The sequence below is a fragment of the Pseudomonas sp. WMBT8 genome, assembly GCF_050916005.1.
In the GTDB taxonomy this organism is placed as follows: Bacteria; Pseudomonadota; Gammaproteobacteria; order Pseudomonadales; family Pseudomonadaceae; genus Aquipseudomonas.
Window position 1 is genome coordinate 5,916,884 of sequence record NZ_CP188096.1, and the last position, 26,151, is coordinate 5,943,034.

26 protein-coding genes and 1 pseudogene are annotated in these 26,151 nt (G+C 61.7%); 11 read left to right on the forward strand and 16 right to left on the reverse strand.

Annotation, left to right across the window (positions count from 1 at the left end):
* Nucleotides 1–44 precede the first annotated feature (44 nt).
* From ACO77H_RS27090 to dadA, 6 genes are all read right to left on the reverse strand, one after another.
* Nucleotides 45–1,967, reverse strand: a complete 1,923-nt coding sequence (locus tag ACO77H_RS27090) for an acetyl-CoA hydrolase/transferase family protein (protein ID WP_169955399.1) — start codon at nucleotides 1,965–1,967, stop codon at nucleotides 45–47.
* Between the two features lie 133 nt (nucleotides 1,968–2,100).
* Nucleotides 2,101–2,514, reverse strand: a complete 414-nt coding sequence (locus tag ACO77H_RS27095) for a c-type cytochrome (RefSeq protein WP_169955452.1) — start codon at nucleotides 2,512–2,514, stop codon at nucleotides 2,101–2,103.
* Between the two features lie 181 nt (nucleotides 2,515–2,695).
* Entirely contained in the window at nucleotides 2,696–3,244 is a 549-nt protein-coding gene (locus ACO77H_RS27100; RefSeq protein ID WP_029289768.1) for a cupin domain-containing protein, read from the reverse strand.
* A gap of 116 nt (nucleotides 3,245–3,360) precedes the next feature.
* Nucleotides 3,361–4,434, reverse strand: coding sequence for an alanine racemase (gene alr / locus ACO77H_RS27105; RefSeq protein ID WP_169955400.1), 1,074 nt, complete (start codon nucleotides 4,432–4,434; stop codon nucleotides 3,361–3,363).
* Between the two features lie 77 nt (nucleotides 4,435–4,511).
* Nucleotides 4,512–4,865, reverse strand: a complete 354-nt coding sequence (locus tag ACO77H_RS27110) for a RidA family protein (RefSeq protein ID WP_032856829.1) — start codon at nucleotides 4,863–4,865, stop codon at nucleotides 4,512–4,514.
* A complete protein-coding gene (gene dadA, locus ACO77H_RS27115; protein ID WP_029289774.1) occupies nucleotides 4,837–6,138 on the reverse strand; it encodes a D-amino acid dehydrogenase in 1,302 nt (433 codons plus the stop codon). Before dadA ends, ACO77H_RS27110 begins: the two co-directional genes overlap by 29 nt.
* A 156-nt stretch (nucleotides 6,139–6,294) precedes the next feature.
* Here dadA and ACO77H_RS27120 point away from each other — a divergent pair, with 156 nt between their 5' ends.
* A complete protein-coding gene (locus tag ACO77H_RS27120; RefSeq protein WP_003206849.1) occupies nucleotides 6,295–6,783 on the forward strand; it encodes an Lrp/AsnC ligand binding domain-containing protein in 489 nt (162 codons plus the stop codon).
* 105 nt (nucleotides 6,784–6,888) lie between these two features.
* On the opposite strand, the gene ACO77H_RS27125 is transcribed toward ACO77H_RS27120, so the two are convergent.
* Nucleotides 6,889–7,242, reverse strand: a complete 354-nt coding sequence (locus ACO77H_RS27125) for a YkgJ family cysteine cluster protein (RefSeq protein WP_169955401.1) — start codon at nucleotides 7,240–7,242, stop codon at nucleotides 6,889–6,891.
* Nucleotides 7,243–7,357: 115 nt separating this feature from the next.
* Here ACO77H_RS27125 and ACO77H_RS27130 point away from each other — a divergent pair, with 115 nt between their 5' ends.
* A complete protein-coding gene (locus ACO77H_RS27130; protein ID WP_170057535.1) occupies nucleotides 7,358–8,650 on the forward strand; it encodes an NAD(P)/FAD-dependent oxidoreductase in 1,293 nt (430 codons plus the stop codon).
* Between the two features lies 1 nt (nucleotide 8,651).
* Here the strand turns inward: ACO77H_RS27130 and ACO77H_RS27135 are convergent, their stop codons facing one another.
* Nucleotides 8,652–8,885: a DUF1127 domain-containing protein gene (locus tag ACO77H_RS27135; RefSeq protein ID WP_432754782.1), complete on the reverse strand. Its 234-nt coding sequence runs from the start codon at nucleotides 8,883–8,885 to the stop codon at nucleotides 8,652–8,654.
* Between the two features lie 165 nt (nucleotides 8,886–9,050).
* Here ACO77H_RS27135 and ACO77H_RS27140 point away from each other — a divergent pair, with 165 nt between their 5' ends.
* Nucleotides 9,051–10,484 carry a PLP-dependent aminotransferase family protein gene (locus ACO77H_RS27140; RefSeq protein WP_169955404.1) on the forward strand — a complete coding sequence of 478 codons (1,434 nt, stop codon included), beginning with the start codon at nucleotides 9,051–9,053 and terminating at the stop codon, nucleotides 10,482–10,484.
* Between the two features lie 62 nt (nucleotides 10,485–10,546).
* Entirely contained in the window at nucleotides 10,547–12,112 is a 1,566-nt protein-coding gene (locus tag ACO77H_RS27145; RefSeq protein ID WP_432754783.1) for a phospholipase D family protein, read from the forward strand.
* A gap of 82 nt (nucleotides 12,113–12,194) precedes the next feature.
* Here the strand turns inward: ACO77H_RS27145 and ACO77H_RS27150 are convergent, their stop codons facing one another.
* On the reverse strand, nucleotides 12,195–13,337 hold the full coding sequence (locus tag ACO77H_RS27150; protein ID WP_169955406.1) for an MFS transporter: 1,143 nt from the start codon (nucleotides 13,335–13,337) through the stop codon (nucleotides 12,195–12,197).
* Nucleotides 13,338–13,503: 166 nt separating this feature from the next.
* The gene (locus ACO77H_RS27155; protein ID WP_057440504.1) at nucleotides 13,504–14,997 is read right to left on the reverse strand and encodes an aldehyde dehydrogenase; all 1,494 of its coding nucleotides are present in this window, start codon (nucleotides 14,995–14,997) and stop codon (nucleotides 13,504–13,506) included.
* A gap of 227 nt (nucleotides 14,998–15,224) precedes the next feature.
* Between ACO77H_RS27155 and ACO77H_RS27160 the strand changes: the two genes are divergently transcribed.
* Entirely contained in the window at nucleotides 15,225–15,587 is a 363-nt protein-coding gene (locus tag ACO77H_RS27160) for a cupin domain-containing protein (RefSeq protein WP_169955407.1), read from the forward strand.
* An 80-nt stretch (nucleotides 15,588–15,667) separates the two neighbouring features.
* On the opposite strand, the gene rpmG is transcribed toward ACO77H_RS27160, so the two are convergent.
* Together rpmG and rpmB are read right to left on the reverse strand one after the other, a co-directional pair.
* Nucleotides 15,668–15,823, reverse strand: coding sequence for a 50S ribosomal protein L33 (gene rpmG, locus ACO77H_RS27165; protein ID WP_003176906.1), 156 nt, complete (start codon nucleotides 15,821–15,823; stop codon nucleotides 15,668–15,670).
* 11 nt (nucleotides 15,824–15,834) lie between these two features.
* Nucleotides 15,835–16,068, reverse strand: coding sequence for a 50S ribosomal protein L28 (rpmB, locus tag ACO77H_RS27170; RefSeq protein WP_007920377.1), 234 nt, complete (start codon nucleotides 16,066–16,068; stop codon nucleotides 15,835–15,837).
* 458 nt (nucleotides 16,069–16,526) lie between these two features.
* Between rpmB and ACO77H_RS27175 the strand changes: the two genes are divergently transcribed.
* Nucleotides 16,527–18,119: an ABC transporter substrate-binding protein gene (locus ACO77H_RS27175; protein ID WP_432754784.1), complete on the forward strand. Its 1,593-nt coding sequence runs from the start codon at nucleotides 16,527–16,529 to the stop codon at nucleotides 18,117–18,119.
* A gap of 47 nt (nucleotides 18,120–18,166) precedes the next feature.
* Here the strand turns inward: ACO77H_RS27175 and radC are convergent, their stop codons facing one another.
* Nucleotides 18,167–18,841: a RadC family protein gene (gene radC, locus ACO77H_RS27180; protein ID WP_169955409.1), complete on the reverse strand. Its 675-nt coding sequence runs from the start codon at nucleotides 18,839–18,841 to the stop codon at nucleotides 18,167–18,169.
* Nucleotides 18,842–18,973: 132 nt separating this feature from the next.
* On the opposite strand from radC, the gene coaBC reads away from it, so the two are divergent.
* From coaBC to argB, 4 genes and pseudogenes are all read left to right on the forward strand, one after another.
* Complete coding sequence (gene coaBC / locus ACO77H_RS27185) at nucleotides 18,974–20,182, forward strand: bifunctional phosphopantothenoylcysteine decarboxylase/phosphopantothenate--cysteine ligase CoaBC (RefSeq protein WP_029289805.1); 1,209 nt, start codon at nucleotides 18,974–18,976, stop codon at nucleotides 20,180–20,182.
* A gap of 5 nt (nucleotides 20,183–20,187) precedes the next feature.
* The gene (gene dut / locus ACO77H_RS27190) at nucleotides 20,188–20,643 is read left to right on the forward strand and encodes a dUTP diphosphatase (RefSeq protein ID WP_432754785.1); all 456 of its coding nucleotides are present in this window, start codon (nucleotides 20,188–20,190) and stop codon (nucleotides 20,641–20,643) included.
* Nucleotides 20,644–20,791: 148 nt separating this feature from the next.
* Nucleotides 20,792–22,198, forward strand: a pseudogene (locus ACO77H_RS27195) (phosphomannomutase/phosphoglucomutase); the annotation flags it as partial.
* 21 nt (nucleotides 22,199–22,219) lie between these two features.
* On the forward strand, nucleotides 22,220–23,125 hold the full coding sequence (gene argB / locus ACO77H_RS27200; RefSeq protein WP_076963434.1) for an acetylglutamate kinase: 906 nt from the start codon (nucleotides 22,220–22,222) through the stop codon (nucleotides 23,123–23,125).
* A gap of 196 nt (nucleotides 23,126–23,321) precedes the next feature.
* Here the strand turns inward: argB and pyrE are convergent, their stop codons facing one another.
* Entirely contained in the window at nucleotides 23,322–23,966 is a 645-nt protein-coding gene (pyrE, locus tag ACO77H_RS27205; protein ID WP_169955412.1) for an orotate phosphoribosyltransferase, read from the reverse strand.
* 82 nt (nucleotides 23,967–24,048) lie between these two features.
* On the opposite strand from pyrE, the gene ACO77H_RS27210 reads away from it, so the two are divergent.
* Nucleotides 24,049–24,828 (forward strand): exodeoxyribonuclease III, encoded by a 780-nt coding sequence (locus tag ACO77H_RS27210; protein WP_029289816.1) that lies wholly within the window; start codon nucleotides 24,049–24,051, stop codon nucleotides 24,826–24,828.
* A gap of 58 nt (nucleotides 24,829–24,886) precedes the next feature.
* Here ACO77H_RS27210 and ACO77H_RS27215 read toward each other — a convergent pair whose 3' ends face one another.
* Complete coding sequence (locus ACO77H_RS27215) at nucleotides 24,887–25,255, reverse strand: DUF4870 domain-containing protein (RefSeq protein ID WP_169955413.1); 369 nt, start codon at nucleotides 25,253–25,255, stop codon at nucleotides 24,887–24,889.
* 23 nt (nucleotides 25,256–25,278) lie between these two features.
* On the reverse strand, nucleotides 25,279–26,001 hold the full coding sequence (rph, locus tag ACO77H_RS27220) for a ribonuclease PH (protein WP_057961002.1): 723 nt from the start codon (nucleotides 25,999–26,001) through the stop codon (nucleotides 25,279–25,281).
* Between the last annotated feature and the right edge of the window lie 150 nt (nucleotides 26,002–26,151).

The window sequence follows — 26,151 nt, forward strand, 5'->3', positions numbered from 1 at the left end:
TCATCGCAGGCAAGCCAGCTCCCACATTTGCCTTGTGTTACCTGTCAGCGTGCGGTGGCCTGTAGGCCAGCAAGCAATAGACGCTGATACAAATCCTCTTTAAACCCCTCCGGCTTTTCCAGGCGCATGCGCAGCAGGTGCTCGGCAAACGCCTCAGGCTCCGGTGCATCCAGCGCCGCCTTGCCCAGTTCCAGAATCTCCGTCAGCTTGAATTTGCTCTTGAGCCAGTTCAACGCGCGCAACAAATCGCGCTCTTCGTCAGTGAAGTCACTGCCCAGCGGGTACTCCGGGAACAGCCTTGGATGCCGCGCCTGCACGGCCTCCAAGCGCTCGGGCGTGTTGTCGGCAAAGCGCGGGTCGAGCTGGAAGTCCTTGGGCAACTTGCCGGCTTTTTGCGCCTGCTCGATCAGGTCGGCCTGGAATCGCGAGTCGGTGATATTGAGCAGCGCCTCGATCACCTTGGCGTCCGTCTGGCCGCGCAGGTCGGCGATGCCGTATTCGGTGATCACAATGTCGCGCAGGTGCCGGGGAATCGTGCAGTGGCCGTACTCCCAGACAATATTGGAGCTGACATCGCCACCCGACTCGCGCCAGCTGCGCAGGATCAGGATCGAGCGCGCGCCCTCCAGCGCATGGCCCTGGGCGACAAAGTTGTATTGCCCGCCCACCCCGCTGAGCACGCGGCCGTCTTCCAGTTGGTCGGCAACACCGGCGCCCAGCAACGTGACCATGATCGCGCTGTTGATAAACCGCGCATCCAGGCGCTGCAAGCGCTTGAGCTCTTCCTGCCCGTACAGCTCGTTGATGTAGCTGATGCGGGTCATGTTGAATTCAAGGCGCTTGGCGTGAGTCATTTCCTGCAAGCGCTGGTAAAAACTGCGTGGCCCGAGGAAGAAACCACCGTGGATCGAAACGCCATCCGGCTGCGCCGCATCGTCCAGCAGGCCAGCGTTAGCCTGCTGCTGAGTCGCCACATCCGGGTACACCCTGCGCCGCACAATCCCGGCGTCGGCCAGCACCAGCAGGCCGTTGACGAACATTTCGCTGCAGCCGTAAAGGCCCCGGGCAAACGGCTCGACCCCGCCCTCACGGCTGATCAGCGGTGCCCACTGGTACACATCAAGGTCTGTGAGCAACTGCCGGTAGCCTTCGTTATCGGCCTGGCGCGCCAGCAGCGCAGCGGTCAGGGCGTCGCCCATCGAACCGATGCCGATCTGCAACGTACCGCCGTCGCGCACCAGGGTGCTGGCGTGCAAACCGATGAAGTGGTCCTGCAAACCCACGGGCATGTTCGGCGTGGAGAACAGCGTGGTGCGGTCTTTTTCGTCGATCAGGAAGTCGAACTGATCCATGCCCAGCTCGGCATCACCGGGCATGTAGGGCAAATCTTCATGCACCTGGCCGACCACCAGGATGGTCTCCCCGGCCGCACGGCGCTTGGCGATCATCGGCAACAGGTCGAGGGTGATATCGGGGTTGCAGCTCAGGCTCAGGCGATCCGGGTGTTCGCTGCTGCTGGCCACCAACTGCGCGACCAGGTTCAGGCCGGCGGCGTTGATATCGCGGGCGGCATGGCTGTAGTTGCTGCTGACATAGTCCTGTTGGGCCGAGGCGCTATGCAGCAGGCTGCCGGGCTGCATAAAGAACTGCTGCACGTGGATATTGGCCGGCAGGCTGTCCTTGCGCAGGGCGGCGAGGAAGTCCAGCTCGGGATAATCGCCAAACACCCGCTCGATAAACGGCTCCAGGAAACGCTTCTGCAAGCCATCGCCCAACGGTGGGCGGCCCAGGCTGAGGGCCGTGTAGATGGTCAGCGCCCGCTCGGGCAGCTTGGCAATGCGCCGGTACAAGGCGTTGGCAAACAGATTCGGCTTGCCCAGGCCCAGCGGCATCCCCATGTGGATATGCGCAGGCAAGCGCTCCAGTACGTCATCGACCGCTTGTTCGATTGAACACAACTGCACCATCCGACCCTCCTGAACATTCCGTGATTAGGGGTTGGACCGAGCTTGCCGGGTCTTTGCTGCAATGAACAGCCTTGGCCGCCAAATTGCGCCCACAAAAAAGCCGCTGGTCAGCGGCTTTTTGGCGAAGATCGGTTTATTTCAAACCAGACATCTTCTCGATCGCAGCCTTGAGGTCGTCATCCGAGCAATCGGAGCAGGTGCCTTTAGGCGGCATGGCGTTGATCCCGGTGATGGCTTTGGCCAGGATGCCGTCGAGGCCGCCCTGGTGGTCGGCGCGTTCTTTCCAGGCTGCGGTGTCACCGATTTTCGGTGCACCCAACAGGCCCGTGCCGTGGCAAGCATTACAGTGTTTGGCAATGACTTCGTCCGGCGTTTTCGCACCGCCGCCGCCTGCTGTCACAGCGACTTCCATCCCCTTGCACTCTTGCCCCTGGACACACACCTGTCCGACAGGCGCCAGGCGCTTGGCAATATCATCATTGGTCGCAGCTTGAGCGCTGGCAGCCCAAAGGGCCAGTACGGTTGCTGGTACGGCCAGCATTTTCATAATTAGGTTCACGCGTTCACCCTCATGGTGGCTATTCACGCCTGCGGCCACGGTTTCGCAGGCGGCGAAAGTATAACGGTTAGGCCGCCTCACTGAAACAACCCTATTATCCAAGGGGAGATTCAGTAGGGCGAAATACAACGATGGGCACCTCTGCAAGGTAGGCAGGGCGCCTCTTCTGTTAAAAGTTCGCGGGCGTGGCTGCGCTGATTAGTCGCGCCGGCACATCGAACGGATTGCGAAAACGGTGCGGCTTGGTGCTTTCAAAGTAGTAGCTATCGCCGGCTTCGAGCACAAAAGTTTCGACGCCCACGACCAACTCCAGACGACCTTCCAACAAGATCCCGGTTTCCTCACCGTCATGGGTCAGCATTTCCTCGCCGGTATCGGCGCCTGGCGGGTAGATTTCGTTGAGAAACGCAATCGCCCGGCTGGGATGCGCCCGGCCCACCAGTTTCATCGTGACCGCGCCATCGGAGATGTCGATCAGCTCATTGGCTTTATAGACGATCTGCGTCGGTTTTTCCTGGAGGATCTCCTCGGAAAAGAACTCGACCATGGACATGGGAATGCCGCCCAGCACCTTGCGCAAGGAGCTGATGGAGGGGCTGACACTGTTTTTCTCGATCATCGAAATGGTGCTGTTGGTGACGCCCGCACGCTTGGCGAGTTCACGCTGGGAAAGACCTTTCAGTTTACGGATGGATTGCAGTCGTTCGCCGACGTCCAATGCAGGAGCCTCCTAGGATTCAGGCTTTGTTGTAATTGAGCGTTATCATGGCGACAGCGTTCAGTATTTACAACACTTTGGTCTGAATCCTGGTGGACGTGATCGGCGGCCTGCGGCTATGTGCCGGAATAGAGCCGTGGCACGCGGCGCAGGTTGCAAAAAATCTGGTAGGGAATGGTATCGGCGGCGCTCGCCACATCGCTGGCGAGGATGTTTTTGCCCCACAACTCCACGGTCGAGCCCAGGCCGGCCTGGGGCACGTCGGTCAGGTCGATGCACAGCATGTCCATCGATACCCGCCCCAGCAACTGGCTGCGCTGGCCGGCGACCAGCACCGGCGTGCCGGTCGGCGCGTGCCGTGGATAACCGTCGGCATAGCCCATGGCAACCACGCCGATACGCATCGGCTTAGGCGTCACGAACCGCGCGCCATAACCCACAGGCTCACCCGCTGGCAGCTCGCGCACGCAGATGACTTTCGACTCCAGGGTCATCACCGGCTGCAAACGCGCGGCAACTGCCTGGTCTTCGCCAAAGGGCGTCGCACCGTAAAGCATGATGCCCGGTCGTACCCAATCACTGGAAACGCTCGGCCAGCCCATCACCGACGGCGAATTGCGCAGGCTGACCTGGGCCGCCAGGCCCTGGCGCGCCGCCTCGAATACCGCGACCTGCTCATCGCTGCTGGCGCAGTCCAGCTCATCGGCACGGGCGAAGTGGCTCATCAGCACAATCTTTGCGACTTTGCCGCTGGCCAGCAGGCGCTGGTACGCATCGTGATAGTCCTTGGGATGCAGCCCAACCCGGTGCATGCCCGAATCCAGCTTCAACCACACCGTCAGCGGCTTGCTCAGGCGCGCCTGTTCAATCGCCTCCAGTTGCCACAGCGAATGCACCACGCACCACAAGTCATGCTCGATGATCAGCGGCAGCTCGTCGGCCTCGAAGAATCCTTCGAGCAACAACACCGGCCCACCAATTGCAGCGGCGCGCAGCTCCAGCGCTTCCTCGATGCAGGCCACGGCAAAACCGTCGGCCTGGTCTTCCAGGGCCTGGGCCACACGCACGGCACCATGGCCATAGGCATCGGCCTTGATCACGGCGAGGGCCTTGGCCCCGGTCAGTTCGCGGGCCAATTGGTAGTTATGGCGCAGGGCTTGTAGGTCGATCAGGGCACGGGCAGGACGCATGGCGGCAGGCTTCTAGGCGGCGGTGGGAAGAAAAAACCGGTACCGGCCAATAGCGCCGGCACCGGAAGAGGGATCGTTTATGGCAGAGCAGCCACGACAGACAGCTCCACCAGGATTTCTGGCTCACACAGCTTCGACTCGACCGTGGCACGGGCCGGGGCCACGCCTTTTGGCAGCCACTTGTCCCATACCGCGTTCATGCCGGCAAAGTCGGCGTCGATGTCTTTGAGATAGATCGTCACCGACAGCAACTTGGTTTTGTCGGTACCGGCCAGATCCAGCAATCGCTCGATATTGGCCAGGGTTTCTCGGGTCTGCTGTTCAATCCCGGCACTCATGTCGTCGCCGACTTGTCCTGCCAGATACACGGTACCGCTGTGGACAACGATCTGGCTCATGCGCTCATTGGTGAGCTGGCGCTGGATTGACATGTTTTGTGGACTCCTGAGGGTTGCCGTAACGGGAAATATCAAGGCCTGCGGCACTGATCTGCGGGGTTTTCTTGGCCATCAGGTCCGCCAGCAGGCGACCAGAGCCACAGGCCATGGTCCAGCCGAGGGTGCCGTGGCCGGTATTCAAGAACAGGTTCTTGAAGGGCGTGGCGCCGACGATCGGCGTACCGTCCGGGGTAGTCGGACGCAGGCCGGTCCAGAAGGTGGCTTCGCTCAAATCACCGCCCTGAGGATAAAGGTCGTTGACGATCATCTCCAGGGTTTCGCGCCGGCGCGGGTTCAGCGACAGGTCAAAACCGGCTATTTCAGCCATGCCACCGACCCGGATGCGGTTGTCGAAACGGGTGATCGCGACCTTGTAGGTCTCGTCGAGAATGGTCGAGGTCGGGGCCATCGCCGGGTTGGTGATCGGCACGGTCAGGGAGTAACCCTTGAGCGGATACACCGGCGCCTTGATCCCCAGCGGCTTGAGCAACTGCGGCGAGTAACTGCCCAGGGCCAGCACGTAGCGGTCGGCGGTTTCCAGCTTGCCGTCGATCCACACACCGTTGATGCGGTCGCCGGCGTGGTCCAGGCGCTGAATGTCCTGTTCAAAGCGGAACTCCACACCCAACTGCTTGCACATATCGGCCAGGCGGGTGGTGAACATCTGGCAGTCGCCGGTCTGGTCATTGGGCAGGCGCAGGGCACCGGCCAGGATATCCGTGACACTGGCCAGGGCCGGCTCGACGCGGGCAATGCCGGCGCGGTCAAGCAGCTCGAACGGAACCCCGGACTCTTTCAGCACGGCGATATCCTTGGCTGCGCCATCGAGTTGCGCCTGGGTGCGGAACAATTGCGTAGTCCCCAGGCTACGGCCTTCGTAGGCAATGCCGGTTTCGGCGCGCAGTTCGTCGAGGCAGTCGCGGCTGTACTCGGACAGGCGCACCATGCGCTCTTTGTTCACCGCATAACGGTTGGCCGTGCAGTTGCGCAGCATCTGCGCCATCCACAGGTATTGGTCGATATCGGCGGTGGCCTTGATCGCCAGCGGCGCATGGCGCTGCAGCAACCACTTGATGGCCTTGAGCGGCACGCCCGGCGCGGCCCATGGCGACGCATAACCGGGCGAGACCTGGCCGGCGTTGGCGAAGCTGGTCTCCATTGCAACGGCCGGCTGACGGTCGACCACGACCACCTCAAAACCGGCACGCGCCAAATAGTAGGCACTGGCCACACCAATGACACCGCTACCCAAGACCAAAACGCGCATTTTTATATCCTCATCACGGCTTGACCGCTGACGTTTGTTGTTCAGCACAAAGATGTGGGCAGTATAAAAAGCAATGGCCAGTGCATTTCACTATATAAGTGCCTATATTTGGCGACAATTCTCGGCAAAAACCCTTTTCACGGAGGAGCATCCCCTATGCGGACCAATACCCAGACCAAGCGGGAGCTGGACAAGATCGACCGCAACATCCTGCGCATCCTGCAGGCCGACGGGCGGATTTCGTTTACCGAGCTGGGGGAGAAGGTCGGGCTGTCGACCACGCCTTGCACCGAACGGGTCCGGCGCCTGGAGCGCGAGGGGATCATCATGGGCTACAACGCCCGCCTCAATCCGCAGCACTTGAAGGGTAGCCTGCTGGTGTTTGTCGAGATCAGCCTCGACTACAAATCCGGCGATACCTTCGAAGAATTCCGACGTGCCGTGCTGAAACTGCCCCATGTGCTGGAGTGTCACCTGGTCTCAGGGGATTTCGACTATCTGGTGAAGGCGCGGATCTCCGAGATGGCTTCGTACCGCAAACTGCTGGGCGACATCCTGCTCAAGCTGCCCCATGTGCGCGAATCCAAGAGCTATATCGTGATGGAAGAGGTGAAGGAGAGCCTGAACCTGCCGATCCCGGATTGACGCCCCTACCGTGTAGGAGCCGGCTTGCCGGCGATGAGGCCCTGGAGTCATGCATTCAATTGAATGACGCCATCGCCGGCAAGCCGGCTCCTACAAGGGGAGCAGTCAGACCAGGACCTGCCGGGTGGTCGCCATATACTCGTGGATCTGCTTCTCCACCCGCGGGTGAATCAACTCCACCGGGCCACGGTTGTTGGGGCATGGCAGGCTGGGGGTAGTGCCAAACAGCCGGCAGATCAGCGGGCGTTCGTCGTACACCGTGCAGCCGTCGGGGCCCAGGTGTACGCAATTGAGCTCATCCATGGCCGCTTCCTGCTCGGCCGCCGTCTTGCGCGGCAGGCGCGACATTTCCTCGGTGGATGTAGTCACCGGCCCACAGCAATCATGGCAACCCGGCACACACTCGAACGAGGGAATCTGCCGGCGCAGCGCGTTGACTTTCTGGCTGTTGCAACTCATCGAAACCCATACCGAACGGCGAATAGGCGTGGATTTTGCCCTAAAAGCCCCGAGTGAGACAGCTTCACCCGACCGCTGTATCCTGCGTCAAATTTTCCAAACACGGATGCTCCCCATGACCGCCAGCGCCCGGCACACCGCTTCCTACTACGCCGCCAGCAGCCTGCCGCAGCCCGATTATCCGGTGCTGGCAGGCGAAGTCGTCGCCGATGTGTGCGTGGTGGGCGGCGGGTTTTCCGGGCTGAACACCGCGCTGGAGCTGGCCGAGCGCGGCTTTAGCGTGGTGCTGCTGGAGGCGCGCAAGATCGCCTGGGGCGCCAGCGGGCGCAACGGCGGGCAGTTGATTCGTGGCGTCGGTCATGGCCTGGATCAGTTTGCCAATGTAGTCGGCACCGAAGGTGTGCGGCAGATGAAGCTGATGGGCCTGGAAGCCGTGGAAATCGTGCGCCAGCGGGTCGAGCGCTTTCAGATCGATTGCGACCTGGCCTGGGGCTACTGCGACCTGGCCAACAAGCCCCGCGACCTGCAAGGCCTGGCCGCCGACGCCGAAGAACTGCACGGGCTTGGTTATCGCCATGAACTGCGCCTGCTGCAAGCCGGGGAGATGCGCAGCGTGATCGGCTCCGACCGTTACGTGGGCGGCATGATCGACATGGGCTCCGGCCACCTGCACCCGCTGAACCTGGCCCTCGGCGAAGCCGCCGCCGCGCAGCAACTGGGGGTCAGGCTGTTCGAGCAGTCCGAAGCCCTGCGCATCGACTACGGCCCTGAAGTCAAAGTCCACACCGCCCAGGGCAGCGTGCGCGCCAAGACCCTGGTGCTGGGCTGCAATGCCTATCTCAATGGCCTCAACCCGCACCTGAGCGGCAAGGTGCTGCCCGCTGGCAGCTACATCATTGCCACCCAACCCTTGAGCCCAACCCAGGCCGCCGAGTTACTGCCGCAAAATATGGCGGTGTGTGATCAGCGGGTCACGGTGGACTACTTCCGCTTGTCGGCCGACCGGCGCCTGCTGTTCGGCGGTGCTTGCCACTACTCCGGACGCGATCCCCAGGACATCGGCGCCTATATGCGGCCGAAGATGCTCAAGGTCTTCCCGCAATTGGCCGAGGCGAAGATCGACTATCAATGGGGCGGCATGATCGGCATCGGCGCCAACCGCCTGCCGCAGATTGGCCGGCTGGCCGACCAGCCCAATGTGTACTTTGCCCAGGCCTACGCCGGCCATGGCCTGAACGCCACCCACCTGGCCGGCAAACTGTTGGCCGAAGCCATCAGCGGCCAGCACAGTGGGCGCTTCGATCTGTTTGCCCAGGTGCCACACATCACCTTCCCTGGCGGCAAGCACTTGCGCTCACCGCTGCTGGCCCTGGGCATGCTCTGGCACCGCTTGAAAGAACTGCTCTGACTCAGCCGCGCCAGAACGGTTTCAAGCCTTCCCGGCGCGCCTGCTCGGCACTCAGGCCGATGTCGCGCAGTTGCTCCCGGCTCAACTCCAGCAAGGCCTTGCGCGTGTGGCGCCGGCGCCAGAACAGTTCCCAGCGGCTCGGATTGCCAGGCGCCAGCCCGGCCAGCGCACGTTCCTGCCCTGCTTCCAGTTCCTGACTGTGTAATGCCAGCCGCACGTCGCTCAAGCCACTCATTGTCTTGCCCCTCATTTGCCTGTTGCCATGAGTGACTAGAATGAGCGCCGCAGCAAAACCATTACAGATTCAACCAACTTATATTAAATCCATACAGATACTCCACAGCACACGCTGAATCCTGTATTTTCCAGGCATCTGTACTGGTCCTCGGGAGCAACCGCCATGACACTTTACGTCAACCTCGCCGAACTGCTGGGCACGCGCATCGAACAGGGCTTCTATCGCCCCGGCGACCGCCTGCCCTCGGTGCGCGCCCTGAGCGTAGAACATGGCGTCAGCCTGAGCACCGTCCAACAGGCTTACCGGCTGCTGGAAGACAACGGCCTGGCGACACCCAAGCCAAAATCCGGCTACTTCGTGCCTGTCGGGCGCGAGCTGCCGGCGTTGCCCGCCGTAGGTCGGCCGGCCCAGCGCCCGGTGGAGATTTCCCAGTGGGACCAGGTGCTGGAACTGGTCCGCGCGGTGCCGCGCAAAGATGTCATACAGATGGGCCGAGGCATGCCGGATGTACTGTCGCCGACCATCAAGCCGCTGCTGCGCAGCCTGGCCCGGGTCAGCCGGCGCCAGGACCTGCCAGGCCTGTACTACGACAACATCTACGGCTGTATGGAGCTGCGCGAGCAAATCGCCCGTCTGTCATTGGATTCCGGCTGCCAGCTCGACGCCCAGGACATCGTGATCACCACCGGCTGCCATGAGGCGCTGTCCTCCAGCATCCGTGCGATTTGCGAGCCTGGCGATATCGTCGCCGTCGACTCGCCAAGCTTTCATGGCGCCATGCAGACCCTCAAGGGCCTGGGCATGAAAGCCCTGGAAATCCCCACCGACCCGCTCACCGGCATCAGCCTCGAAGCCCTGGAACTGGCCCTGGAACAATGGCCGATCAAAGTCATCCAGTTGACCCCCAACTGCAACAACCCCCTGGGCTACATCATGCCCGAGGCCCGCAAACGGGCGCTGCTGACCCTGGCCCAGCGCTTTGACGTGGCAATCATCGAAGACGATGTGTATGGCGAACTGGCCTACAGCTACCCGCGACCACGCACCATCAAATCCTTCGACGAAGATGGCCGCGTCCTACTCTGCAGTTCCTTCTCCAAAACCCTGGCCCCCGGCCTGCGGATCGGCTGGGTAGCCCCTGGCCGCTATCTGGAGCGGGTGCTGCACATGAAGTACATCAGCACCGGCTCCACCGCCACCCAACCGCAGATCGCCATTGCCGAGTTCCTCAAGAACGGGCACTTCGAGCCGCATTTACGGCGGATGCGCAGCCAATACCAGCGCAATCGCGACCTGATGCTCGATTGGGTCAGCCGCTATTTCCCCGCCGGCACCCGCGCCAGCCGGCCCCAGGGCAGCTTTATGCTGTGGGTGGAACTGCCCGAGGGCTTCGACACCCTCAGGCTCAACCGCGCCCTGGTCGAGCAAGGCGTACAGATTGCCGTGGGCAGCATCTTTTCTGCCTCGGGCAAATACCGGAACTGCCTGCGGATGAACTACGCTGCCAAGCCAACACCCCAGATTGAAGAGGCGGTGCGCAAGGTCGGGGCCACGGCGATCAAGATGCTCGCCGAAGCCGAACAGCGGGTGGACTGACCTTTTGCCAGCAATCACCGTCATATGCCCACCACCGCCCTGATTCGGAACCTGCCTCCTTGATGAGCCAACGGCTGTTAGCGCTTCTTTTGCTGGGGTTCCTGGGCCTGGGCGGTTGCGCCACCCTCAACGTACCCCGCGTACCCAGCGAAGCGCTGCCGGCCACGCAGTCCGCCTTCGGCCGCTCGATCCAGGCGCAGGCCGCGCCCTATCAGGGCCGCTCCGGGTTCCGCCTGCTGCCCAACAGCAGTGAAGCGTTCATGGCCCGCGCCGAACTGATCCGCAATGCCCAGACCAGCCTCGACCTGCAGTACTACATCGTCCATGACGGCATCAGCACGCGCATGCTGGTGGACGAGTTGCTCACCGCGGCCGACCGGGGCGTGCGGGTGCGCATCCTCCTGGACGACACCACCAGCGACGGCCTGGACCAGATCATCGCCACCCTGGCCGCGCACCCGCAGATCCAGATTCGCCTGTTCAACCCCTTGCACCTGGGGCGCAGCACCGGCGTGACACGGGCCATGGGCCGGCTGTTCAACCTGTCGCTGCAACACCGGCGCATGCACAACAAGCTGTGGCTGGCGGACAACAGCGTGGCGATAGTCGGCGGGCGCAACCTGGGGGATGAGTATTTCGATGCCGAGCCCAACCTGAACTTCACCGATATCGACATGCTCAGCGTGGGGCCTGTGGCCGAGCAACTGGGCCACAGCTTTGACCAGTACTGGAACAGTGCACTGAGCAAACCCATCGCCGACTTCATCTCCAGCGCCCCCTCCTCCCGCGACCTGGCCACCGCGCGCGGGCTCCTGGAGAAGTCCCTGGCCGAGTCGCGCCAGCAAAACCATGCCCTGTACAACCGTCTGCGCACCTACCAGACCCAGCCTCGCATGGACATCTGGCGCCGAGAGCTGATCTGGGCCTGGAACCAGGCACTGTGGGATGCACCGAGCAAGGTCCTGGCCAAGGCCGATCCCGACCCGCAACTGCTGCTCACCACTCAACTGGGGCCAGAACTGGAAGGCGTGCACAGTGAACTGATGATGATTTCGGCCTACTTCGTCCCCGGTCAGCCGGGCCTGGTGTACCTCACCGGGCGCGCAGACGCGGGTGTGGACGTACGCCTGCTGACCAACGCCCTGGAAGCCACCGACGTGCCGGCGGTGCATGGCGGCTATGCGCCCTATCGCAAGGCGCTGCTGGAACACGGGGTGAAGTTGTACGAACTGCGCCGCCAACCGGGCGACGGCGGCGGCAGTGGCCCGCACTTGCTGGGTAGCCGCGCGCTGCATGGCTCGGACTCCAGCTTGCACAGCAAGGCGATGATCTTTGATCGGCAGAAGTCGTTTATCGGCTCATTCAATTTCGATCCGCGCTCGGTGCTGTGGAACACCGAGGTCGGGGTGCTGGTGGACAGTCCTGAGCTGGCCGAACACGTGCGCAACCTGGCCCTGCAAGGGATGGCGCCCGCCTTGAGCTATGAGGCGAAACTGCAGCAGGGCCAGGTGGTCTGGGTGACGGAAGATAACGGCCAGTTGCACACCCTGACCCGTGAGCCGGGTAGCTGGTGGCGCCGGTTCAATGCCTGGTTCGCTACCACCGTGGGCCTGGAGCGCATGCTCTAACCCCTGTAAGAGCCGACTTGCCGGCGATAGCGGCGGGTCAGGTAAGTTGCTATCGCCGGCAAGCCGGCTCCTACAGGTTTACCTAGGCTGGCTGCTCAACGCCAAACGCTCCTTGGCGCAACAACAGAATCACCAGCCCCAAGGCCCCCGCCGCCATCAACAACGGCAACGCATGCCCGCTGATCCACTGGCTGCCAGCCCCCGCTACCAGTGGGCCGATCAGGCAACCAATGCCCCACAACTGCGCGATATGGGCATTGGCCCGCACCAGCGCATCATCACGGTAGCGTTCGCCGATCAGGATTAACGACAAGGTAAACAAGCCCCCGGCGCTGGCACCGAACAGCACCCAGATCGGCCAGATCAGCCAGGTATCGAGCAACGGCGCAATCGCCAGGCTCGACAGCAGCAACAGCACCGCGCAGCCCAGAAACAGGGTGCGCCTTGGCAGGTAATCGGCCAGGGCGCCAATCGGCAATTGCAGCAGGGCATCGCCGACGACCACGGTGCTGACCATCGCCAGCGCCACCTCGGCGGTAAAGCCCTGTTGCAGGCAATACACCGGTAATAGCGTCAGAATCATCGCTTCGAACGCGGCAAACAGCGCCACCGCCCAGGCAATCGCCGGCAAGCCACGGCAAAAACCCCACAAGTCGCCAAAGGTCACGCTGAAGGCTTCTGCCGTCGGCGCCCCGCTGCGCCCCAGGAGCAGGACCGGCGCAACGATCAACAGGCCGACACCAACCCAGAAACCATAGTCATGCTCGGTGCCCAGCACACCGAGCAACAACGGCCCCGACAGCTGGCTCAAGGCGTAGGTACAGCCATACAGCGCCACCAGCCGGCCACGCCACTGCTCCACCACCAACTGGTTGATCCAGCTCTCGCCGAGGATAAACACGATGGTCAGGATCACCCCGATCATCAACCGCAGCACCAGCCACACCGGATAGCTGGGCAGTACCGCCAGTAAACCGATGGAAATCGCCCCGGCCCACAGGCACAGGCGCATCAGGTTCGCCGTGCCCAACCAGGAGGCCAGGCGACTGGACACCTTGGCGCCCAACAACACACCGAATGCCGGCATGGCCGCCATGATGCCGATGGCAAAGTTGCCATAGCCCCAGCTTTCCAGGCGCAGGGACACCAACGGCATGCTCACGCCCAGGGCGAGGCCGACGCTGAGTACCGACGCCAGGACGGCGAAGTAAGTCGCCCAACGCATTGCCACGCTCCTGTGGGTTATTTCCAGATCACGCAAAATACTGTGGGAGCGGGCTGGCCCGCGATGAGGGAGTACCAGCCAACTCATGAGTGACTGATATACCGCTATCGCGGGCAAGCCCGCTCCCACATTTGGGTCTACTGCAGCTTGGGCCCGGAGTCCGGACTTACAGCTTGATCCAGGTCGCCTTCAGCTCGGTGTACTTGTCGAACGCGTGCAGCGACTTGTCGCGACCGTTGCCCGACTGCTTGAACCCACCAAACGGCGCAGTCATGTCGCCGCCATCGTACTGGTTGACCCACACGCTACCGGCGCGCAGGGCCTTGGCGGTCAGGTGAGCCTTGGAGATATCCGAAGTCCAGACTGCAGCGGCCAGGCCATACGGCGTGTCGTTGGCAATCGCCACCGCTTCTTCAGCACTGTCGAAAGTCAGCACCGACAGCACCGGGCCAAAGATCTCTTCCTGGGCAATTTTCATGGCGTTGGTCACGCCGTCGAAAATCGTCGGCTCGACATAAGTACCACCGGTCTCCTGCAGGGTGCGCTTGCCACCGGCCACCAGCTTGGCGCCATCGGCGTGCCCGGCCTCGATGTACGACAGCACGGTGTTCATCTGTTGGGTATCCACCAGCGCACCGACATTAGTCGCCGGGTCCAGCGGGTTGCCCGGCTTCCAGCCCTTGAGGGCCTCGATCACCATTGGCAGGAATTTGTCCTTGATCGAACGCTCCACCAGCAGGCGCGAGCCGGCCGTGCAGACTTCGCCCTGGTTGAAGGCGATGGCGCCCGCAGCGGATTCGGCGGCGGCTTGCAGGTCCGGGGCATCGGCAAACACGATGTTCGGGCTCTTGCCGCCGGCTTCCAGCCAGACGCGTTTCATGTTCGATTCGCCGGAGTAGATCATCAGTTGCTTGGCGATCTTGGTCGAACCGGTGAACACCAAAGTGTCGACGTCCATATGCAGCGCCAGGGCCTTGCCGACAGTGTGGCCATAACCCGGCAGCACGTTGAGCACGCCTTTGGGGATACCGGCTTCAACGGCCAGGGCGGCGATGCGGATGGCAGTCAGCGGGGATTTTTCCGAGGGCTTGAGCACGACCGAGTTACCGGTGGACAGAGCCGGCCCCAGCTTCCAGCAGGCCATCATCAGCGGGAAGTTCCACGGCACGATGGCCGCCACTACGCCGACGGGCTCGCGGGTCACCAGGCCCAGTTGGTCATGGGGGGTGGCGGCCACTTCATCGTAAATCTTGTCGATGGCCTCGCCGCTCCAGCTCAGGGCTTGCGCCGCGCCAGGGATGTCGATGCCCAGGGAGTCGCCGATGGGCTTGCCCATGTCCAGGGTTTCGAGCAGGGCCAGCTCTTCGGCATTGGCCTTGAGCAGCGCGGCGAAACGGATCATGGTGGCTTTACGCTTGGCCGGGGCCAGGCGTGACCAGGCACCGGAGTTGAAAGTGGCGCGGGCGTTTTCCACGGCGCGCTGGGCGTCGGCGACGTCACAGCTGGCAACCGTGGTCAGCAGGCGGCCATCGACCGGGCTGAGGCATTCGAACGTGTCGCCGGAAACCGCGGCGGTGTATTCGCCATTGATGTAGGCGCGGCCTTCGATCTTCAGGTCCTTGGCGCGTTGTTCCCAGTCGGCACGGGTCAGGGTGGTCATGCGAGTGTCCTCCTCTTATTAAATATAAGGGCCCGGCGTTATAACCGCTCCCTTCCAAATGCTTGCCCGGCCAGCCAGCTATTCGGTCCGAGGCACCCGCCACCCTAAACCAGCCGCAAGGGATGTTTCAATATATTTGACATAACCGCGGCAAACGCCCTTGCGATGTTCATTTTAATAAACATAGACTTTGGCTCTCCAACCCCAGGCCTAGACGGGATACGTGCATGAACATTCAGGATGTCGTCGATTTCAGCCAGGCGAACACCGCCGCCGAACGCTACCGCCCCGCCACAGAAAAAATCCTCAAGGGCGACCCCGAGCAGACGCTCTACAACCACTACAACAGCCCGTGCGGCCAGATGAACGCCGGGGTCTGGGAAGGTGAAGTCGGGCAATGGAAGGTGAACTACACCGAACACGAGTACTGCGAGATCGTGCAGGGGGTTTCGGTGCTGCGCGATGCCGAGGGCAACGCCAAGACCTTGCGCGCCGGTGACCGCTTCGTGATCCCGGCCGGGTTCAGTGGCACGTGGGAAGTGCTGGAGCCGTGCCGCAAGATCTACGTGGTGTTCGAAGAAAAGGCCTGATCGGTCGAGCGCGACTTTTCAAAAGGCAAAAAAAACCCGCATCGTGAGATACGGGTTTTTTTCACAAGAAAGAAAACCAATTACTTGATTTTGCCTTCTTTGTAGATCACGTGCTTGCGAACGCGCGGGTCGAACATTTTCTTTTCGAGCTTGTCCGGGGTAGTACGCTTGTTCTTGTCGGTAGTGTAGAAGTGACCAGTACCGGCGCTAGAGATCATTCGAATCAATTCACGCATGATTTAGCTCCTTAGATTTTGCCGTCGCGGCGCAGTTCAGCGAGCACGACAGTGATGCCACGCTTGTCGATGATACGCATGCCTTTGGCAGATACGCGCAGACGGACAAAACGTTTCTCTTCTTCAACCCAGAAGCGGTGATGCTGCAGGTTTGGCAGGAAACGACGACGGGTTTTGTTGTTTGCGTGGGAAATGTTATTCCCAGTCACCGGACCCTTACCGGTAACTTGACAGACTCTCGACATGCCTCAGCCCTCTAAAACCACATGCCCAACCCGGCATGGGTTGGCCGCTTAATCTCTCAGTCATTTGGCGCCAGGCGCCGCGTTTCTTTAAGGGTCTTACCGGCTACACCTACAGTGAAGGAACCGGGCCCCTAGAAAAGAGCGCTGCTTTATACCAGAAAGACCCCAGTGCAACAACAGCCGGTGTGTTTTTCCCGCTGTAAATCTCGCCCGAACAGCTCTCAAGCGCTGCCAGGGTGGGCCGCCGTGCTGGCGAACCGCTCGTCGCACCAAATGATTTATCGCCGCTGCTTGTAGGCCAAGGCCCCGGGCAAAATGACCTGAGGCGCCATCAAAACAGTATTTGCTGCAAATGCACAGGCAAAAATGGGCTAGTCATTTGTGAATCAGGCCACTACGGTAGGCCTTTTCCAGACTGCACTCGCAGATGGGCCTCCGATCTGCAAAGGAAACCGACCATGCGCCTCGCTGCCCTGCCACTCCTGCTCGCCCCGCTCTTTCTCGCCCCGCTGGCCCAGGCGGCCTCCACGTTGAGCGTCTGCACCGAGGCCAGCCCCGAAGGGTTCGATGTGGTGCAGTACAACTCCCTGACCACCACCAACGCCTCGGCGGATGTGTTGATGAACCGCCTGGTGGACTTCGACGCCGCAAGCGGCAAGCTGGTGCCGAGCCTGGCCGACAGCTGGGAAGTCTCGCCAGACGGCCTGACCTACACCTTTAAATTGCACCCGGACGTGAAATTTCACCGTACCGCGTATTTCAGCCCAAGCCGCAGCCTCACCGCCGAAGACGTACGCTTCAGCTTCGAGCGCATGCTCGACCCGGCCAACCCCTGGCACCAGATTGCCCAGAGCGGCTTCCCTCACGCCCAGTCGCTACAACTGCCGGCGCTGATCAAGAAGATCGACGCCCTCGACCCGCTGACCGTGCGTTTTACCCTGAATCACGCCGACTCCACGTTCCTCGCCGCGCTGAGCATGGGCTTTGCCTCGATCTACCCGGCCGAATACGCCGACAAGCTGCTCAAGGCCGGCACCCCGGAGAAGCTCAATAGCCAACCCATCGGCACCGGGCCCTTCGTTTTCGGGCGTTTCCAGAAAGATGCGGCCATTCGCTACAAGGCCAACCCGGATTACTTTGCCGGCAAACCGGCTGTGGATAACTTGATCTTTGCGATCACCCCGGACGCCAACGTGCGCCTGCAGAAACTGCGCCGGGATGAGTGCCAGATCGCCTTGTCACCCAAGCCCCTGGATATCGGCGAGGCGCAAAAGGATGCGGCGCTCAAGGTGGAAAAGACCGCAGCCTTCATGACCGCCTTTGTGGCCATCAACAGCCAGCACCCTCCGCTGGACAAGCCAGAAGTGCGCCAGGCGATCAACCTGGCCTTCGACAAGGCCAGCTACCTCAAGGCCGTGTTTGAAGGCACCGCCGAAGCCGCCACCGGCCCCTACCCGCCCAACACCTGGGGTTTTGCCAAGGAATTGCCGGGTTATCCACAGGACATCGCCAAGGCCAAGGCCCTGCTGGCCCGTGCCGGCTTGAGTGACGGCTTCAAGACCACCATCTGGACCCGGCCCTCGGGCAGCCTGCTCAACCCCAACCCAAGCCTGGGCGCCCAGTTGTTGCAGGCGGACCTGGCCAAGGTCGGCATCCAGGCCGAGATCCGCGTGATCGAATGGGGCGAACTGATCCGCCGCGCCAAGGCGGGCGAGCACGACCTGCTGTTTATGGGCTGGGCCGGCGACAACGGCGACCCGGATAACTTCCTGACCCCGCAGTTTTCCTGCGCAGCGGTCAAATCCGGCACCAACTTCGCTCGCTACTGCGACCCCGCGCTAGACAAGCTGATCAGTGCCGGCAAGACCACCAACGAGCAAGGCGTGCGCAGCAAGCTGTACCAACAGGCGCAGGCGCAGATCCAGCAGCAGGCACTGTGGTTGCCACTGGCCCACCCGACGGCCTTTGCCCTGACACGCAAGAGTATCGAGGGGTATCAGGTCAGCCCGTTTGGGCGCCAGGACTTCTCCAAGGTCAGCGTAAAACCCTGACCCGGCCTTTGTAGGAGCCGGCAAGCCGGCTCCTACAAGAGGTTGCGTTACAGCCAGCCATATTCAGCCATCGACAGCGGGTCACCGTCGCCGACAATGATGTGGTCCAGTACCCGCACGTCCACCAGATCCAGGGCCTTTTGCAGCACTTTGGTCAATTTTCGATCAGCAACGCTCGGCTCGGCATTCCCGGAGGGATGGTTGTGGCACAGGATCAAGGCCGCCGCGTTGTAGTCCAGGGCGCGCTTGACCACTTGTCGCGGGTAGACCGTGGCGTTGTCGATGGTGCCCTGGAACAGCGCCTCGAAACCCAGCACCCGATGCCGGGAGTCGAGAAACAGGCAGCCAAATATCTCGTGGGGCTGGTGGCGCAGCAGGGCCTTGAGGTAATCACGCACGGCGACCGGGCTTTCCAGTACTGACTCATTACGCACATGCTCGGCCAGATGGCGCCGACCCATTTCCAGTACCGCCTGCAACTGGGCGAACTTGGCCGGCCCCAGGCCCAGGTGCTGGATGAATACGGCCTGGCGCGCCTCCAGCAGCGTACGCAGGCTGCCAAACTGCCCCAACAGGTGGCGCGCCAGGTCCACCGCGCTTTTACCCGAGACACCGGTACGCAGGAAAATCGCCAGCAACTCGGCATCCGAGAGGCTCTGCGCACCCAACTCCAAAAGCTTCTCCCGCGGACGCTCCGCCGCAGGCCAATTGCGAATACTCATGGCACCTCCGTGTGCATGTGCGCCGCTGTTGCATGGCGGACGCTGTGTTATCTTAGCCGCTCTTTTTTGCGCGCGATTTCACCCTGGGGAGGGGGGATCGCAACGCCATCACTGAACTGGAAAGGCAAACCAATGCAGCGTCTGTATCGGAAACGCATCGTTCTCGGCGTCGGCGGCGGCATTGCCGCCTACAAGAGCGCAGAGTTGGTTCGCAGGCTCCTGGACCAGGGCGCCGAAGTGCGCGTGGTCATGACCCGTGGCGGCAGTGAGTTCATTACCCCACTGACCATGCAGGCACTGTCCGGCCACCCGGTACACCTGGACCTGCTGGACCCGGCTGCCGAAGCCGCCATGGGCCATATCGAACTGGCCAAATGGGCCGACCTGGTGCTGATCGCACCCGCCACCGCCGACCTCATCGCGCGCCTCGCCCAAGGTATTGCCGACGACCTGCTGACCACGCTGGTACTGGCCACCGACGCCACCGTCGCCATCGCCCCGGCGATGAACCAGGCCATGTGGCGCGACCCGGCCACCCAGGCCAACACCCAATTGCTGCAAAGCCGTGGCCTCAAGGTTTTTGGCCCGGCCTCCGGCAGCCAGGCCTGTGGTGACGTCGGCCTGGGCCGCATGCTCGAAGCCACGGACCTGGCGCTGTGCGCCGCCGAGTGTTTCCAGCACCTGGCCCTGACCGGCAAGCACGTGCTGATTACCGCCGGCCCGACCCAGGAAAACATCGACCCGGTGCGCTACATCACCAACCATAGCTCAGGGAAAATGGGCTTTGCCCTGGCTGAGGCGGCGGTTGAGGCAGGCGCGCGCGTGACCCTGATCACCGGCCCGGTGCATCTGCCAACCCCGGACCGGGTCACCCGCATCGACGTCGTCAGCGCCCGCGACATGCTCGCGGCCTGTGAGGCGGCGATTCCCTGTGATGTGTTTATCGCTTCGGCAGCGGTCGCAGACTACCGCCCGGAAGTGGTTGCGCCGCAAAAACTCAAGAAAGACCCTACAAGCGGCGATGGCCTGCTCCTGCAAATGGTCCGCAACCCGGACATTCTGGCCACCATTGCCACCCGCGCCGATCGTCCGTTCAGCGTCGGTTTCGCCGCCGAGACCGAAAACCTGCTGGACTACGCCGCACGCAAACTGAAAGACAAAAACCTCGACCTGATCGTTGCCAATGATGTTGCCAACCCCAGCATCGGCTTCAACAGCGAGGAAAACGCCTGCAGCGTGATTGACCGCGAGCTGCACGCCACCCTTTTCGCCCAGACCAGCAAGGGCAAGATTGCCCGCCAACTGATCTCTTTTATCGCCCAACGGCTGAACCAGGTTTAATTTCCATGCACGCTTTGCAAGCCAAGATCCTCGACCCCCGCATCAGCACCGACTTCCCACTGCCGGCCTACGCCACACCCGGCTCCGCCGGCCTGGACCTGCGCGCCATGCTCAAGCAAGACACCGTCCTTGAGCCGGGCCAGACCCTGCTGATCCCTACCGGCCTGTCGATCTACGTCGGCGACCCTGGCCTGGCTGCGTTGATCCTGCCGCGCTCGGGCCTTGGCCACAAACACGGGATCGTGCTGGGTAACCTGGTGGGCCTGATCGACTCCGACTACCAAGGTGAACTGATGGTCTCGTGCTGGAACCGTGGCCAGACCGCCTTCAACATCGCCGTCGGCGAGCGTATCGCCCAACTGGTGCTGGTACCGGTGGTGCAGGCGCATTTCGAGCTGGTGACCGAGTTCGACGAAACCCAGCGCGGCGCAGGCGGTTTCGGGCATTCCGGCAGCCACTGACTACGCTCAGGCATGCCGGGCGCAGCGTCCGGTATGCCCCAGTGGCACTTTCGCACTACGAACTCTAGGGCTAAAACGCCGTCTTACCCTTCAGTTTGAGCCTGCCGGTCGCCGCACTCAGGCCTGTCCGCCCCGTATCGATGGAGTTTCCCCAGTGATGAGCAACGCAGCCCCAGTCGCACCGACGTTTCCCGACAGCATTTTCCGCGCCTACGACATCCGTGGCGTCGTCCCGAAAACCCTGACCGCCGAAACCGCCTACTGGATCGGCCGCGCCATCGGCTCCCAAAGCCTGGCCCAGGGCGAGCCCAACGTCTCGGTGGGGCGTGACGGTCGCCTGTCCGGCCCCGAGTTGGTGGAGCGCCTGATCCAGGGCCTGGCCGACAGCGGCTGCCATGTCAGTGACGTAGGCCTGGTGCCAACGCCGGCGCTGTACTACGCCGCCAACGTGCTGGCCGGCAAATCCGGCGTGATGCTCACCGGCAGCCACAACCCATCGGACTACAACGGTTTCAAGATCGTGATTGCCGGCGACACCCTGGCCAACGAGCAGATCCAGGCCCTGCACACTCGCCTCAAGACCAATGACCTGACCAGCGGCCAGGGCAGCATCACCCAAGTCGATATCCTCCAGCGCTATTCGGACGAAATCACCCGGGACGTCAAGCTCCAGCGCCGCCTGAAAGTCGTGGTGGACTGCGGCAACGGCGCAGCCGGCGTGATCGCCCCGCAACTGCTCGAAGCCCTGAACTGCGAAGTGATCCCGCTGTTCTGCGATGTCGACGGCAACTTCCCCAACCATCACCCGGACCCGGGCAAGCCTGAAAACCTGGTGGACCTGATCGCCAAGGTCGCAGAAGTGGGGGCCGATGTCGGCCTGGCCTTCGATGGCGACGGCGACCGCGTGGGCGTGGTGACCAACACCGGCAGCATCGTGTTCCCCGACCGCCTGCTGATGCTGTTCGCCCGCGACGTGGTTGCACGCAACCCAGGCGCCGAGATCATCTTCGACGTCAAGTGCACCCGGCGCCTGACGCCGTTGATCAAGGAATATGGCGGCCGCCCACTGATGTGGAAGACCGGTCATTCGTTGATCAAAAAGAAAATGAAAGAAACCGGTGCCCTGCTGGCCGGCGAAATGAGCGGCCACGTGTTCTTCAAGGAACGCTGGTTCGGTTTTGACGACGGCATCTACAGCGCCGCCCGCCTGCTGGAGATCCTCAGCAAGGAGAAATCCAGCGCTGAAGACTTGTTCGAGACCTTCCCGAACGATATTTCTACGCCGGAAATCAATATCCATGTGACCGAAGAGAGCAAATTCAGCATCATTGACGCATTGCACGATGCGCAATGGGGTGAAGGCGCCAACCTGACCACCATTGATGGTGTGCGAGTCGATTATGCCGAAGGCTGGGGCCTGGTTCGCGCGTCCAACACCACTCCGGTGCTGGTCCTGCGTTTCGAGGCGGATACCGAGGCCGAGTTGCAGCGCATCAAGGACGTGTTCCACGCCCAGTTGAAACGTGTTGCCCCTGATCTCCAACTACCGTTCTGATTATTTGCCCCGGAGCCCTGAATGACCCTCGAACGCGACGCCGCCGCCAATACCGCCAAGGTCCTTTCCGAAGCGCTGCCTTACATTCGACGCTACGTCGGCAAGACGCTGGTGATCAAGTACGGCGGCAATGCCATGGAAAGCGACGAGCTGAAAACCGGCTTTGCCCGCGACATCGTGTTGATGAAAGCCGTCGGGATCAACCCGGTGGTGGTACACGGCGGCGGCCCGCAGATCGGCGACCTGCTCAAGCGCCTGTCCATCGAGAGTCATTTCATCGACGGCATGCGTGTCACTGATGCACAGACCATGGATGTGGTGGAGATGGTCCTGGGCGGCCAGGTGAACAAAGACATCGTCAACCTGATCAACCGTCACGGCGGCAGCGCCATTGGCCTGACCGGCAAGGACGCCGAGTTGATCCGCGCGAAGAAACTCACCGTGACCCGCAAGACCCCGGAGATGACCCAGCCGGAAATCATCGACATCGGCCAGGTGGGCGAAGTGATCGGCATCAACACCGATTTGCTCAACCTGCTGGTCAAGGGCGACTTCATCCCGGTGATCGCGCCGATTGGCGTGGGGGCCAATGGCGAGTCCTACAACATCAACGCTGACCTGGTAGCCGGCAAGGTGGCCGAGGCCCTGAAGGCCGAGAAGCTGATGCTGCTGACCAACATCGCCGGCCTGATGGACAAGGAAGGCAAGGTCCTGACCGGCCTGACCACCCAGCAAGTCGACGACCTGATCGCCGACGGCACTATCTACGGCGGCATGCTGCCGAAGATCCGCTGCGCACTGGAAGCAGTGCAAGGTGGTGTCGGCAGCTCGCTGATCATCGACGGCCGGGTGCCCAATGCGGTGCTGCTGGAGATCTTCACTGATACGGGCATGGGCACGCTGATCAGCAATCGCAAGCGGCCGTAAACACTGAAACAAAAAGCCCCCGTTCAACCTGGTTGAACGGGGGCTTTTTTATGTGCATCGACCTGCAGCATTATGGAGATCCCCTGTAGGAGCGGGCTTGCCCGCGATAGCGGTAGTCCATTCAACACTGATGTTGACTGACAGATCGCCATCGCGAGCAAGCTCGCTCCTACACAAGCTCATCAGCTACAAGGGGTCAGACGCCAAACTGCTCGCGGTACGCACGCACTGCCGGCAGGTGCTGCTTGAGCTGCGGGTCGTCTTCGAGGAACTGCAATACCTGGTTCAGCGACACGATGCTGACCACTGGAATGCCAAAATCACGCTCTACTTCCTGGATCGCCGACAACTCACCGTTGCCGCGCTCCTGGCGGTTCAGTGCGATCAGCACGCCGGCGGCCTTGGCGCCGTCCTGGGATGCAATGATCTGCATCACTTCACGAATCGCGGTGCCGGCGGTGATCACATCGTCGATGATCAGCACATCACCGGCCAGCGGTGCGCCGACCAGGCTGCCGCCTTCGCCGTGGGCCTTGGCTTCCTTGCGATTGAAACACCATGGCAGATCCCGATCGTGATGTTCGGCCAGGGCCACTGCGGTCGCGGCGGCCAACGGAATGCCTTTGTAGGCAGGGCCAAACAGCACGTCGAAGGAAATACCGCTTTCAACAATAGCGGCGGCGTAGAAACGCCCCAGTTGCGCCAGGGCAGAACCCGAGTTGAACAGGCCAGCATTGAAGAAATATGGGCTGGTGCGCCCGGACTTGAGGGTGAACTCACCGAAGCGCAAAACCCCGCGATCGATGGCAAAACGAATGAAATCGCGTTGATACGCCTGCATGAAAAAAGCCTCAGATACCACGGATTTAGCTAAATAGGTAGACGGCGTGTATCATACACGCACGCGATTTTTGGGGCCATTTATGCGGATCATCAGTGTGAACGTTAATGGTATTCAGGCTGCAGTCGAGCGTGGTTTGCTCAGTTGGCTGCAAGCCCAGAATGCCGACGTCATCTGCCTGCAGGACACCCGCGCCTCCGCCTTTGAACTGGACGACCCAGCCTTCCAACTGGATGGCTACTTCCTTTATGCCTGTGATGCCGAAGTCCCTGCCCAAGGTGGCGTGGCTCTGTATTCACGGTTGCAACCCAAGGCGGTCATCAGCGGCCTCGGCTTCGAGACAGCCGATCGCTACGGGCGCTACCTGCAAGCCGATTTCGACAAAGTCAGTATTGCTACCTTGCTGCTCCCTTCGGGGATGAACGGCGATGAAGACTTGAACCAGAAGTTCAAGCTAATGGACGATTTCGCCCGTTATCTGGATAAACAGCGACGCAAACGTCGCGAGTACATTTATTGTGGCTCGTTGTACGTGGCGCAACAGAAGCTGGATATCAAGAACTGGCGCGACAGCCAGCAATCCCCGGGTTTCCTGGCGCCGGAACGGGCCTGGATGGACGAGATTGTCGGCAACATGGGTTATGTAGATGCCCTGCGTGAAGTCAGCCGCGAAGGCGACCAGTACAGCTGGTGGCCGGACAACGAACAGGCCGAGATGCTTAACCTGGGCTGGCGTTTCGACTACCAGTTGCTGACCCCCGGCCTGCGCCGGTTTGTGCGCAGCGCACGTCTGCCGCGTCAACCGCGCTTCTCGCAACATGCGCCGTTGATCGTGGACTACGACTGGACCTTGACCATCTGAGGTCAATATCCAGGCACAAAAAAACCGACATCGCTGTCGGTTTTTTTGTGGGCGATGATTATTTGATCAATCGCCAGGTGAGCGGGTAACGGTAGGCAATGCCTTTGTTCGCCTTGACCCCGCCGATGATGGTCAACACCAGCGCGGCAATTACCAGCACCACCATCAACAGGAAGCCGATCACCACGAACCCCAGGACAAAGCAGACCAGCCAGGCGATGGCCACGGTCAGCTGGAAGTTCAGCGCTTCCTTGCCCTGGTCATCGATCAGCGGGTCCATGTCCTTCTTCACCTGCCACAGGATCAACGGCCCCAACACACTGCCAAAGGGGAACACCAGGCCGAGGAACGCCGCGAAGTGACAGAGCATCGCCCACTGACGCACTTCTTTGTTCTGGGCCGACACGGGAAGCTGGTTGTCACTCATGGCGTTGCTCCTTGAGGCTGGTTTCAGTCAGCCAGTGCGGCGTTCTGCAGTTCGAAGATTTCGCTCATGCCTTTCTGGGCCAAGGCCAGCATGGCGTTCAGGTCGGCCGGTTGGAATGGCGCACCTTCGGCGGTGCCCTGCACCTCGATGAAGCCACCGGTGCTGGTCATGACCACGTTCAGGTCGGTCTCGGCAGCCGAGTCCTCCAGGTAATCCAGGTCCAGTACCGGCTCGCCCTGGTACATGCCCACCGACACAGCGGCAATCATCTGCTTGAGCGGGTCGCCACCTTTCAGGCCACCGCGTTTCTTGATCACTTTCAGCGCATCGACCAGGGCGACCATGGCGCCAGTGATGGACGCGGTGCGGGTGCCGCCGTCGGCCTGGATCACGTCGCAGTCGACATATAGGGTCACGTCGCCCAGTTTGGACATGTCCAGCGCAGCGCGCAGGGAGCGGCCGATCAGGCGCTGGATTTCCAGGGTACGACCACCCTGCTTGCCACGACTGGCTTCACGCTGGTTACGCTCGCCGGTGGCGCGCGGCAACATGCCGTACTCTGCAGTCAACCAACCCTGGCCCTGGCCCTTGAGAAAACGCGGCACGCCGTTCTCGACGCTGACGGTGCAGATGACCTTGGTATCGCCAAACTCGACCAGTACAGATCCCTCGGCGTGTTTGGTGTAGTTGCGGGTGATGCGGATCGAGCGGAGCTGATCGGCAGCGCGACCACTTGGACGTTTCATAGGGGATACCTGTACTAAGGACGAAAAACTGCCGAGCATTATAGAGCCGCAGGCCGCTTCTCGGCACTGCTAATAAATTCGGTAACGAATGGACAAGCCCTGCCACCCTTTGTCACAGCCAGCATTTGGGGGCGCTCGCCCCGTTGCGCT